At 63.8% G+C, this 11,692-nt stretch carries 14 protein-coding genes; 3 read left to right on the top strand and 11 right to left on the bottom strand.

The window, feature by feature from the left end; all coding sequences use genetic code 11:
* Positions 1–234: 234 nt before the first annotated feature.
* From K3180_RS06930 to tsaD, 11 genes are all read right to left on the bottom strand, one after another.
* Positions 235–1,245 carry a fumarylacetoacetate hydrolase family protein gene (locus K3180_RS06930; protein WP_221539328.1) on the bottom strand — a complete coding sequence of 337 codons (1,011 nt, stop codon included), beginning with the start codon at positions 1,243–1,245 and terminating at the stop codon, positions 235–237.
* A gap of 12 nt (positions 1,246–1,257) precedes the next feature.
* On the bottom strand, positions 1,258–1,899 hold the full coding sequence (gene maiA / locus K3180_RS06925) for a maleylacetoacetate isomerase (protein WP_221539325.1): 642 nt from the start codon (positions 1,897–1,899) through the stop codon (positions 1,258–1,260).
* Positions 1,899–3,074: an acyl-CoA dehydrogenase gene (locus tag K3180_RS06920; RefSeq protein WP_221539360.1), complete on the bottom strand. Its 1,176-nt coding sequence runs from the start codon at positions 3,072–3,074 to the stop codon at positions 1,899–1,901. The genes maiA and K3180_RS06920 overlap by 1 nt, the downstream gene beginning before the upstream one ends.
* Positions 3,075–3,143: 69 nt before the next feature.
* Positions 3,144–3,581, bottom strand: a complete 438-nt coding sequence (locus K3180_RS06915) for a lasso peptide biosynthesis B2 protein (RefSeq protein WP_221539323.1) — start codon at positions 3,579–3,581, stop codon at positions 3,144–3,146.
* Positions 3,582–3,684: 103 nt separating this feature from the next.
* On the bottom strand, positions 3,685–4,053 hold the full coding sequence (locus K3180_RS06910) for a response regulator (RefSeq protein WP_247710371.1): 369 nt from the start codon (positions 4,051–4,053) through the stop codon (positions 3,685–3,687).
* Positions 4,054–4,119: 66 nt separating this feature from the next.
* Positions 4,120–4,635: a helix-hairpin-helix domain-containing protein gene (locus K3180_RS06905; protein ID WP_221539320.1), complete on the bottom strand. Its 516-nt coding sequence runs from the start codon at positions 4,633–4,635 to the stop codon at positions 4,120–4,122.
* The gene (locus K3180_RS12965) at positions 4,632–4,757 is read right to left on the bottom strand and encodes a hypothetical protein (protein WP_282098540.1); all 126 of its coding nucleotides are present in this window, start codon (positions 4,755–4,757) and stop codon (positions 4,632–4,634) included. Before K3180_RS12965 ends, K3180_RS06905 begins: the two co-directional genes overlap by 4 nt.
* Positions 4,757–5,497, bottom strand: a complete 741-nt coding sequence (locus K3180_RS06900) for an OmpA family protein (protein ID WP_221539319.1) — start codon at positions 5,495–5,497, stop codon at positions 4,757–4,759. Before K3180_RS06900 ends, K3180_RS12965 begins: the two co-directional genes overlap by 1 nt.
* A 60-nt stretch (positions 5,498–5,557) precedes the next feature.
* Positions 5,558–7,066, bottom strand: a complete 1,509-nt coding sequence (locus tag K3180_RS06895; protein WP_221539317.1) for a lipopolysaccharide biosynthesis protein — start codon at positions 7,064–7,066, stop codon at positions 5,558–5,560.
* Positions 7,063–8,052, bottom strand: a complete 990-nt coding sequence (locus K3180_RS06890) for an NAD(P)H-dependent glycerol-3-phosphate dehydrogenase (RefSeq protein WP_221539315.1) — start codon at positions 8,050–8,052, stop codon at positions 7,063–7,065. The genes K3180_RS06895 and K3180_RS06890 overlap by 4 nt, the downstream gene beginning before the upstream one ends.
* Positions 8,049–9,089: a tRNA (adenosine(37)-N6)-threonylcarbamoyltransferase complex transferase subunit TsaD gene (gene tsaD, locus K3180_RS06885; RefSeq protein ID WP_221539313.1), complete on the bottom strand. Its 1,041-nt coding sequence runs from the start codon at positions 9,087–9,089 to the stop codon at positions 8,049–8,051. The genes K3180_RS06890 and tsaD overlap by 4 nt, the downstream gene beginning before the upstream one ends.
* Before the next feature lie 47 nt (positions 9,090–9,136).
* Between tsaD and hemC the strand changes: the two genes are divergently transcribed.
* From hemC to K3180_RS06870, 3 genes are read left to right on the top strand one after another with little or no spacing between them, the layout of a single operon-like run.
* On the top strand, positions 9,137–10,066 hold the full coding sequence (hemC, locus tag K3180_RS06880) for a hydroxymethylbilane synthase (RefSeq protein ID WP_221539311.1): 930 nt from the start codon (positions 9,137–9,139) through the stop codon (positions 10,064–10,066).
* Positions 10,066–10,749: a uroporphyrinogen-III synthase gene (locus tag K3180_RS06875; protein ID WP_221539309.1), complete on the top strand. Its 684-nt coding sequence runs from the start codon at positions 10,066–10,068 to the stop codon at positions 10,747–10,749. The genes hemC and K3180_RS06875 overlap by 1 nt, the downstream gene beginning before the upstream one ends.
* 57 nt (positions 10,750–10,806) lie before the next feature.
* The gene (locus K3180_RS06870) at positions 10,807–11,691 is read left to right on the top strand and encodes an MICOS complex subunit MIC60 (protein WP_221539307.1); all 885 of its coding nucleotides are present in this window, start codon (positions 10,807–10,809) and stop codon (positions 11,689–11,691) included.
* Position 11,692: the final 1 nt, after the last annotated feature.

Below are 11,692 nucleotides of genomic sequence, written 5' to 3'. Positions count from 1 at the left end.
AAAAGGTCCCCGTCATTCTCGCTCTCGGGAGCTACGCCTCGCCTCGCGCAAGGTTCGCCCGGCCGCGTGATCTGTTTTATCTGCGCTACCGCCCTTCGGGCTACTTGAGCGCAGGTGCTCTTTATCTGCGCTACCGCCCCTCGGGCTGCTTGAGCGCAGGTGCTTCCCACGGCGTTAGGTCCGGGCTCGCCGCCGGATGTTTTTGCATGTCTGCTTGCCGCTCCCGCCTAGCGATCAGGCCTCCACGACCTTCTGCTCTATCGCGCCGAAGATCGAGTGACCGTCTGCATCCTTCATCTCCACCCGCACGGTATCGCCCGGCTGCATGAAACGCGTTTTGGCTTCGCCGCTGGCGATGGTTTCGATCATGCGGATTTCCGCGATGCAGCTGTAGCCGAGGCCTCCTTCGGCCACCGGCTTGCCCGGATCGCCGTCCGGCCCCTGGTTGGATACCGTGCCCGAACCGATAATCGTGCCTGCGCCCAGATCGCGGGTCTTCGCCGCATGGGCGACGAGATCGGCGAGGCTGAAGGTCGCATCGACACCCGCATTGGCGCGGCCGAAGGGCTCGCCATTGTAATCGACCATCAGCGGCAGGTGGATGACGCTGCCTTTCCATGCATCGCCCAGTTCGTCTGGCGTGACCGCAACGGGGCTGAAAGCGCTGGCCGGCTTGGACTGGAAGAAGCCGAAGCCCTTCGCCAGTTCGCCCGGGATGAGGCCGCGCAAGGACACGTCGTTCACCAGCATGACCAGCTTGATGTGATCCGCCGCCTGTTCGGACGAGACGCCCATCGGCACATCGTCGGTGATGACCGCGATTTCGCCTTCCATGTCGCAACCCCACTTGGTGTCCTTCAGCGGGATATCGTCACGCGGGGCGAGGAACTTGTCGCTGCCCCCCTGGTACATCAGCGGGTCGTGATAGAAGCTCTCCGGCACCTCGGCACCGCGCGCCTTGCGCACCAGTTCGACGTGATTGATGTAGGCCGAACCGTCCGCCCACTGATAGGCACGGGGCAACGGCGAATGCGCCTCGCGCTCGTGAAAACGCTCGGTCGGGCAGGCCTGGTGTTCGACATCGCGGTAGAGCGCGTCGAGCTTCGGGGCGAGCTGGTCCCAATTGTCGAGTGCATGCTGCAGCGTGGGCGCAATATTGTCGGCGGCGCAGTAGCGGGTGAGGTCTTTCGAGACGACGACCAGCTTGCCGTCGCGGGTTCCGTCCTTGAGCGTGGCGAGTTTCATGGGTGTCCTCTCTTATTGGTTTTCTGGATTGTCTGGCTGCGCGTCCGGATGGGCGCGCTGGAACTCTGGCAATGCAAGGCAGGCCTTTTCGATCCGTTCGATATGCGGCTTGTCAGCGAAATCGAACGCGAAGCGGCGCGCGTTGTAGACCTGCGGCAGCAGCACGACTTCGAAGAATCCGGGCCGGTCGAACAGGAAATCGCCCGTGCCGAGCTGCGCCAGGCGCGCCTCGACCGGATCGAGCGTGCGCGCCAGCCAGTGGCGATACCACGTGTCGATCTCGTCCTGCGAATGGCCCAGCGGATCCTTGAGGTATTTGAGCACCGGCAGGTTGAGCGGGGCGTGCAGTTCGGTGGCGATGGCATAGGCCAGTTCGCGCGCGACGTAGCGATCGTCGACATCTTTCGGCAGCAGGGGCTTGTCCGGATAGGCTTCGTCCAGCCACTCGATCTGCGCCATCGACTGCACGCGGTCCTTGCCGTCCGCCTCGAGCAGGGGGACCGAGCCGAACGGGTTTCGGCTGGTGAAAGCCTCGCCCTTCTGTTCGGAGATGAGCAGGTTCACGGGGACATATTCGTAACCGATCCCCTTCAGTTCCAGCGCGATGCGCAGGCGATAGGAGGTGGAGCTGCGATAATATCCGTGAAGCTTCATCAAAATGCTGCAATCCCCGTGATGGCGCGCCCCAGGATCAGCGCGTGGACATCATGCGTGCCTTCGTAGGTGTTCACCGTCTCCAGGTTCACCATGTGGCGGATGACCTGGTATTCTTCCGAAATCCCGTTGCCGCCGTGCATATCGCGGGACTTGCGCGCGATATCGAGAGCCTTGCCGACATTGTTGCGCTTGACGATGGAGATCATGTCGGGCGCGAACTTGCCTTCGTCCATCAGTCGGCCGACGCGCAGGGAGGCCTGCAGGCCGAGCGAAATTTCGGTCATCATGTCGGCGAGCTTGAGTTGGTAGAGCTGCTTGCTGGCGAGCGGTACGCCGAATTGCTGGCGATCGAGCCCGTATTGGCGCGCGGCGTGCATGCAGAATTCGGCAGCGCCCATCGCGCCCCAGCTGATGCCGTATCGTGCGCGGTTGAGGCAGCCGAAGGGGCCCTTGAGACCCTGCACCTCGGGTAGCAGCGCGTCTTCGCCCACCTCGACCTCGTCCATCACGATCATGCCGGTGGTGGAGGCGCGGAGCGAAATCTTGCCTTCGATCTTGGGAGCGGAAAGACCTTTCATGCCCTTTTCCAGCACGAAGCCGCGAATGCCGCCGCCATGCCCCTCGCTCTTCGCCCAGACGACGAAGACATCGGCGAAGGGCGAATTGGAAATCCATGTCTTGGAGCCGTTGAGGACATAGCCCCCGTCGACCTTCTTGGCGGTCGTCTTCATGCCCGCCGGGTCGCTGCCCGCATCGGGTTCGGTCAATCCAAAGCAGCCGATCAGCTGGCCGTTGGCGAGGCCGGGGAGATATTTCCTGCGTTGCTCTTCCGAACCATAGGCATGGATCGGATACATCACGAGGCTGGACTGGACGCTGGCCATCGAGCGATAGCCGCTGTCCACCCGCTCGATCTCGCGCGCGATCAGGCCGTAGGCCACATAGCCAGCGCCTGCGCCGCCATATTCTTCGGGGATGGTCGCGCCGAGCAGGCCGGCCTCTCCCATCATCGGGAAGAGTTCGGGGGCATCGAGTTCCTTGGAAAAACCCTCGATCACACGAGGTTGGAGTTCGCCTTGCGCAAAACCATGCGCGGCGTCGCGGATCATCCGCTCTTCCTCGGTCAGCTGGTCGTCGAGATTGAACGGGTCCTGCCAGTCGAACGGCACCATTCCGGCCATGGGGTCTCCTTTGAACTTCACCTGCCGATGGCAGTTAGCGCATCGGCGCGCAAGGGGTTGTCAGGCTGTCTCCGCATCGCCTGATGCGATGAGCGTGTACCGCGCCTCGTCGCACAGTCCCGTGACCCATTCGTCGCCCACTTTCAGCCAGGCGTGTATGCGAGGTTTCCCTTCAGCGTCGCACTGGGTGCCGATGAAGAGGTTCGCTGGAATTCCGCGGCGCTCCAGCATCCAGCGCGCGGCGAGGGCTTGCGGCAGGCAATTGTCCGCGCCCACCGTGAGTGACAGCGCTCTCAGGATGGCAAGCCGGACCCTGCGGATGGTGGCGATGTCGCGCGATCCGCTCTCTGCCGGAGCCACTGTCATAAAGTGGGAACGCCAGCGGGTGGGAGGTACCCGGGCGATCGCGAACTTGGCGTATAGCAACAGGCCGAACGCCTCGAGGGAGGCGAGCTTGTCTGCGCCATCGAGCGCAATGAAGTTATCGAGCCTTGGCATCGCGGGGGCATCATATCACGTCCCATGCGAATTGCCTTGCCCGACTTGAGCTTGTTTGACGAGGTGGCTGGACGCGAAGTTCCGCGCCCCGCCGAATAGCCGATCAGTGGTGCCGGGCAGCGCGCCGGACCGAGTGGATGACTTCGGCCGGAGGGCAGGGCTTGGACAGCATTTCGACATCGGGAAAACGGATTGCGACGTCGTTGGGGGTCAGCTGGCCCGAATGGAAAATCACTTTCACATTCTCGGCCATCATCTGTTCGGCGAGCGGGTAGACGATGCCGTCCCCCAACTGCACGTCGAGGATCGCGATGTCGGGTTTGGATTTCTGGAAGGCGAGCATCGCGCTCGACAGGTTGTCGAAGGGGCCTTCGACCAGATATCCTGCTTCGGACACAGTGTCGCACAGGTCGTAGCCAATGATCATTTCATCTTCGGCGACGAGCACGCGTATCGGCTGGGGCTGTCCCATCCAGACTCTCCTCGGTCGTATCGACCCAATGATTACCAATGGGCCGGACGGGAGAAGGTTCCTGACTCAGGCGCGGCCGTACTTCCGCGCAAAACCATCGGTGTCGCCCTCGGCCAGCAGGCGTGCCTGCCCGGTCCAGTCGTCACGGCGTATGCGGCCCTGGAACCGGCCGAGCCGCGCATCGATACGGTCGATTTCCGCCTCGTCCCAGCTGGCGATCTGCGAAAAGCTCGTGACGCCGAGATCCCGCAGAGATGCAGCCAGCTTGGGGCCGACCCCCTTGATCCGGGTGAGATCGTCGCCCTTGGCCTGCGAAGCGTCTGCGGCGGCAGAGACTGCGGCACCCGCGCCGCCCACAGCCCCGGGCGTGACCACTTGCTCCGGCTCGCGCGCCGCGGCGGGCGGGCTGTCGACCAGCGCGGAATTGCGCTGCGCACGTTCGGCGCCCTCGTCGAGAACATCCGTTCTTGTGCCTGTCACCCGGGTGCGGCGATTGCTGCGGAACAGGTACCAGGCAACGACAAGACCGATGATCAGGGCGATTGCCAGCAGGATCCAGTTTTCGGCGAGTAGTTCGCTCACTTTTCTTCCTCCGTTGTCTCATTGTCGCCCAACGAAGCACGCCCCCAGGCCACCCATCCGAGAGTAAGGCCCAGAGTATAGGCGACAAGCATCAGGACGATGACTTCGAACCAGATAGGCATCAGCGCGGCCCCGGCGTGTCGACAGGGGTGGGCGTCAGCGGTTCCATGCGGATGACCGAAAATTCGATGCGGCGATTGGCGGGGTCTTCGGCCGTCAGGCGCTCCGCCGGTTTGCTCGATCCCATGCCGCGGGCGCGCAGGCCGGAGCGAGGAATGCCCCGGCGTACCAGGGCCTCGCGAACGACGCGTGCCCGGTCCATGCTGAGCGCGACGTTTGCGGTTTCGCTACCCGATTTGTCGGTATGGCCGGTAATTGCGATGATGGCACCTACACAGGGTTCGAGTGCCCGGGCAACTTCGTCCAGCAGCATGCGGCTGGCAGGTAGCAATGCGGCGCTCCCTTCTTCGAAACGGATGGTGCGGGTGCGTAGCAGGCCATCGACGTCTTCCTGGCAATGAAGCGGCTCGAAGGACGGTTCGCCGGCATTCGCATTCACGATTCCATCCTCCCAACTCACTCCGCCTACGCCGGGCAGGGAACGGACAAGCTGGGCTGCACGCGTGCGGCTTTCATCGTCCAGATTTTCCCCACCCGATAGCAACGGATGGCGCGAGGGCGAGCCATAGCGATTGGTAAAGCTCGCCTGCACCATATCCAGATCTTCGGTGGCAAGGGCTTCACGGGCGTTTTCGGACAAACGCTCCGCCATATGCTCGGCCCGTCCCGACCAACTCGTCACGAAGCCTATCGCGACGACTACGAGAGCACCAAGGAGGATAAGCGCGCGCTGGAACATCATGGGGTCCTTAGCCTCGGCGGGCTGCCGCTGCCAAGGTGCTTGTGCCTGCCCGACAGGGGCTTATTCGGAAACTGCGATCGTTGCCGCCTTATCCTTGTTCCTGGCGAACAGAACCCGGTCTTCGGGTCCGAACCCGCGCTTCCAGATCACGAAACCGTAAGTCGCCAGGATCAGCGGAATTCCGAAAGCGAGCTCCGCCCATTCGGGCAGATGGGTCGCGAGCCAGCCGACGAGCACCGCTGGGGCAACGGCATAGACCAATGCCCAGCGCCAATTGTTGATGCCGTGACCCAAGATCTTCGTAAGCAGCACTGCCTTCACGAGGCTGGCCACTCCAAGTGCGATCATGAGTGAAACGGCCGCTGCCGCCGCCTTGAATGGCTCGCCAAGGTCATTGGCGACCACAGCCTGTATGAGGACGATAGTCAGAATCGCCTGAAAGGCGATCGTGCTGATGGAAATCCACAGGTTTCGAACGCGTGCGACATAGATCAGCACCGCCTCGGAAACGACGGCGGTGGCGGCGACCACTTCCGCGGCCAGCAGGAAGGCGAGGGCCCCGGTACCACCAACATATTCGGGTCCGAACAGACCCATGATGGCTTCACCCGGCAGGCCCAGGGCCAGCGCGATGCCTGCTTGGGCGGCGATGATCCAGAACCCCACCTGGCAGACCTGTTTGGCGATGGCGGCATAATTCTCCGTCTTGAGGTTCTTGGTAATGACCGGACCCAGGATCGGCTCGAAACTGGTCTTCAGCTTTTGCGGCAGACTGGCGAGCTGCTGCGCCATGTAATAGACGCCCACGGCCGAAGGCGCGGCAAAGAAGCCGAGGATGAAGATGTCGACGCGGCGGGTCCCCCATTCGATGGCGTCGGCAGTGGCGAGCGGCAGTGCGCGCAGGGTGATGCCGCCAATGTATCGCGGGCTCGGACGCCATCCGGCAGGGCGTCCGTAACTGCGGAAAAAGGCCCACAGGCCTACAGCGAGACCCGCATAGATCGATACGAGATAGGCCATTGTGAGGCCGGATTCCGCAATGCCGGGAATGAAGAAGAAAGCGCCCGCCATGATCGATATGGTCCACGGTTCGACGACCGCGCGGGCGCGCACCGTGGTGGCGATATCGTATTTATAGGCCTGTGCGGCGAGCACGATCTCGGTCAGCGCATATGCCGGGATTGCAAGCACGATCAGCCGGTCGAGTTCGCTATATTGGCCGGCGGGGAAGAGCGGGGCGGGTACCAGCCAGAAGAATACTGCCGCGATTGACGAAAATATCAGCGCCAGCAGCATTCCGTCATACACCAGATTCGCCGGGTGATGTTCTTCACCGTCGGACAGGCGCTGCGCGAGGCCACGCTTTTCACCCATCGAACAAAGCAACGCGACCAGTTCGACCAGCACGAGGGCCGAGGCGAACCGGCCCACCTCGCTTACACCGTAGAGGCGTCCGGCGATGAACAGGAAGGGGATGCGCGCCAACAGCCTCAGCAGGAAGCCGAGTACGTTCTGCTTTCCGCCTTTGGCGATGGCGGAAAGATCATCATCGCTGGTCGCGGAATTCATCCGGCGCTTTCCTGCTCGGCCTTGAGCGGACGGGCGAGAATACCTTTGACGACCTGACTCGGATCGTCGCCCTTGAGCAGGTCATAGACCGCGGCGACGATCGGCATGGCGATGCCGTGCCGCGCCGCCAGTTCGACGAGGACGGGCGCAGTATGCGCGCCTTCGGCCACCGTCCTGCGGTCGGCCATGAGAGCTTCTGCGCTCTGGCCTTCGCCTAGTGCCTTGCCGAGCGAGAAATTGCGGCTGGAAGTGGATGAGCAGGTGAGAACGAGGTCGCCCAATCCGCACAGGCCGGTCAGCGTCTCGGCCCGCGCGCCCAGCGCCTCGCCGAAACGCAACATCTCGGCATAGCCGCGGGCGATCAGCGCGGCGCGGGCATTCTGGCCAAGCTGCAAACCGTCCACCACCCCGCAGGCGATGGCGAGCACGTTCTTGACTGCACCGCCGATCTCGGCACCGGTCACGTCATCCGAATAATAGGGACGGAAAGCGGGACGGGCGATATGCGGTGCGATCCGATCCCACTGCTCCTCGCCGCCGCTGCAGGCGAGGGTCACTGCGGCGGGTAGTCCTGCGGCCACCTCATGCGCAAAGGTCGGGCCGGAAAGGACCGAGATGTCGCTTTCCGGGGCGTTATCTCGCGCGACATGGTTCATCAGGCGGCCGGTTCCCGCCTCGATACCCTTGGAGCACAGGATGAGGTCGCGCGGGAATGCGGGCATGGCTTCGAGGACGCCGCCCATATGCTGCGCCGGCGTGACCACCAGCATGGCATCGAGCTGCGCCATTTCGCCGAGGTCGTCTGTCGCGCGGATGGAGACGGCCAGCTTGGCGTCGGGCAAATAGGCGGAATTGCGCCGCTGCGTGTTGATTTCCTCCGCCAGCTGCGCCTCGCGCGCCCAGAGCAGTACCTCGCTCCCATCGCTCGCCACCATCTGCGCAAGCGCGGTGCCCCAGGCTCCGGCTCCGAGAACGCCGACCTTCATGCCTTCACTCCGGCGCCGCGAACGGGTTCGGCACCAGGGTCGAGCGGCCAGCGAGGGCGGGCCGAGATGTCGAGCGGATCGGGGGCGAAATCCTTCAGCGCCAGTCGCTCGATGCCCGCCCAGGCGATCATTGCCGCATTGTCGGTGCACAATTTCGGGGGAGGAGCAGTGAAGCGCATGCCATGAGACGCCGCCAGTTCTACCAGCGCGCTGCGCACCGATGCATTCGCGGCGACACCGCCGGCGACCACCAGCGTCCGGCAGTCCTGCATTTTTGCGAGCGCGATGCTTAACCGGTCCACCACGCAATCGATTGCCGCCTGCTGGAAACTGGCCGCGATGTCTGCGGATTGATATGTTCCGCTTTCATGCGCGCGTAACACGGCGCTCTTGAGACCGGCGAAGCTGAAATGCGGTTCGCCGCTCCCTTTCATCGGGCGCGGCAGCGGGACGGCAGACGAATCCCCTTCCTTCGCCATACGCTCGACAGCAGGACCGCCGGGAAAGCCGAGGCCAAGGATCTTGGCGGTCTTGTCGAAGGCTTCGCCCAGCGCATCGTCGATCGTGGTCGCGAGGCGGCGATATTCTCCCACGCCATCGACGCGCAGTATCTGGCAGTGCCCACCCGAGACCAGCAGCAGGGCATAGGGAAATTCGAGCGTCTCGTCGGCCAGCCGCGGGCTGAGCGCGTGCCCCTCCAGATGATTCACTGCGATCAGGGGCACGTCGCTGGCCATGGCGAGGGCCTTGGCGCTCACGAGACCGACCATGACGCCGCCGATCAGGCCCGGACCGGCGGTGGCTGCAATCGCGTCCAGATCGGTAAGGGAAACGTCGGCATCCTTGAGGACCGCCTCGATCATCGGAGCCAGCCGTTCGGCATGCGCGCGCGCGGCGATTTCCGGCACGACGCCGCCGAAGGGCGCGTGCTCCGCATCCTGCGAGGCGATACGCTGCGCCACGATCCGCCGATTGCCATCGACGAGTGCGGCCGCCGTTTCGTCGCACGAGCTTTCTATGCCAAGAACCAAAACCATTGTCCGCTTTCCCTTAACGGTATCGGTCGCTAGGGCAAGCGCGCACCATGCCAGCAAAGCCGTCTCTCCGCCTTGGAACCCGCCGATCTCCGCTTGCCATGGCGCAGGCGCACGAGGCACGCGCGCGATTGTGCGCGGCACTCGGCTGGGACGAAGCACAGGTAGAACTCGTCCCCGTTATTGCGAGCGGGGACAAGATCCAGGACCGTCCGCTGGCCGATATCGGCGGCAAGGCGCTATGGACCCGCGAACTCGATATCTGTCTCGCCGACGGCAGGATCGATGCGGCAGTCCATTCGATGAAGGATGTCGAGACCATCCGACCGGAAGAGATCGCCATTGGCGCTATCCTCCCGCGGGCGGACAAGGCTGACGTGCTGCTGGGTGCAAGGTCGCTCGATGCGATCCCTCAGGGTTCGCGTGTCGGTACCAGCGCGCCGCGCCGCGCCGCGCAATTGCTCAATGCAAGGCCGGATCTCGAAGTAGTTGGCATCCGTGGCAATGTGGCGACGCGCATGGCGAAATTGCAGGCGGGCGAAGCGGACGCGACTTTCCTTGCCGCCGCCGGACTCGCCCGACTGGGCGAAGATGCGGTGGGAACCCGCCTCGATCCAAAAGAATGGCTTCCGGCGCCTGCGCAGGCGGCAATTGGCCTGGAATGCCGCGCCGGGGACGAGGAAACGAGAGAATTGCTCCGGGCAATAGACCACGCACCAAGCCGCGAGGAAGTGCTGGCAGAGCGCGCCCTGCTCGAAGGGCTGGGCGGATCATGCCACAGTCCGATCGCCGCTCTGACCCGCCGCGAAGGGCAGCGGCTGCACCTGACCGCGGCTATTTTCAGTCCCGACGGTTCCATACGGATCGCTGGCGAGACTCTCTTCGAACCAGCCGACTTCGACGCGCCGCGCAATCTGGCCCGGGATTTACTTGCCGAAGCGCCGGAACATGTAGCTGCGCATTTCGGTATTGCCGGTTGATGCGTAACCTCTTCGTCTTCCGTCCAGAGCCAGGCCTTCGCGTGACACTCGAAACGGCAAAAGCTTCCGGGCTGGAGGCAATGGGGTGCTCGCTGTTCGAGGTGAGGCCGGTGGAATGGTCCGCGCCGCCGCGCGATGATTTCGACGCATTGCTGGTGGGCAGCTCCAATGTCTTCCGCCACGGCGGCTTCGAGCTGGAAAAGCTGGAAGGATTGCCAGTCTACGCGGTAGGCGAAGCCACTGCCGAAGGCGCGCGAGAAAAGGGCTTCATGGTCACGCTGACGGGCAAGGGCGGATTGCAGAACCTGCTCGACGACGTCGCGGGTCGCGATCTTGCCTTCCTGCGGCTGGCGGGAGAAAAGATGGTCTCGCTGACGCCGCCTGACGGTATCTCTATCGAAACTTGCGTCGTCTATCGTACCACGCCACTGGAAATGTCACCTTCGGTGAGTAAGCTCCTGCGCGAAGAGGGTGGGGTAGTGTTGCTGCATTCGGGCGAGGCGGCGCGGCGCTTGCATGAGGAATGCGAACGGTTGGGTATCGACCGTAAAACCATCACAATCGCCGCGCTTGGCCCGCGTATCGCGGGCATCGCAGGAAAGGGCTGGGAATCCGTTCATACGGCCGGACAACCGGTCGATGCCGAGCTACTGGCCTTAGCGAAGGCTTTGTGCCAAGGCTGAAACCCGGGAATGACGCGGCGCCGGGGTAGCGGCGCGCGGGTCGCGGATTGGAGTGGAATGGACGAGTTTTCGAGCAATCGGGTCAGGCGCACCAGCATGCGGCCCATGTTGCTGGCCGTGGTCGGATCTTTCGCGCTCGGCGCGGGGCTGGTCGGCTATATAAGCTGGCGGAGCAATTCGGCCGCGGACGAAAGCGCCGCCGATACGCCGCAAATGGCGGTTGCTACTGAGGCTGCCGAAGAGAGCAGCCCGCAACCGACCCCGCGCGCCACAGAAACCTCTTCCGCGCAGGACGTCGAACAGATGGCCGAAACGCAGGGCGGGATCGACCAGCGTCTGGCCGCCGCCGAACAGCGCCTTTCACGCCTCGACCTACAGGCGCAGGCAGCGGCAGGCAATGCGGCGCGCGCCGAAGGGCTCCTGATCGCCTTCGCGATACGCCGCGCCATCGAGAAGGGTGCGGAACTAGGCTATCTTTCCGACCAGTTGCGGCTCCGCTTCGGCGATGCCTTGCCCAATGCGGTCAACACCATCCTGACCTTTTCCCGCGATCCCGTTACGCTGGATCAGCTGATCGCGCGGCTCGACGGGCTTTCGCCCCAGCTACAATCGGGCGACGATCGTGGCGGGCTCGAACGATTTCGTGAGGAGCTGGGCGCGCTCTTCACCATCCGCCGCGAAAGCGCTCCCTCGCCTCAGCCCGAAATGCGTATCGAGCGGGCCCGGCTGTTCCTTCTCAGCGGCCGGGTCGACAGTGCCGTGGCCGAAGTGCGCAACATGCCCGGCGCGGCGAATGCTCAGGGCTGGCTGCGCGATGCCGAACGCTTTGCCGCGACCCAGCGTGCGCTCGACCTGATCGAAACCGCCGCCGTGCTTGAACCGCGCCGCCTGCGCGACGGGGCGGGCAATAGGATTTCGCAGCCTAGTCCCGCCGACGAATAGA

It is taken from the genome of Qipengyuania huizhouensis, from assembly GCF_019711635.1.
GTDB lineage: Bacteria > Pseudomonadota > Alphaproteobacteria > Sphingomonadales > Sphingomonadaceae > Qipengyuania > Qipengyuania huizhouensis.
The sequence above is the reverse complement of the archived record's forward strand: the minus strand, read 5'-3'. Positions and strand labels throughout refer to the sequence as shown.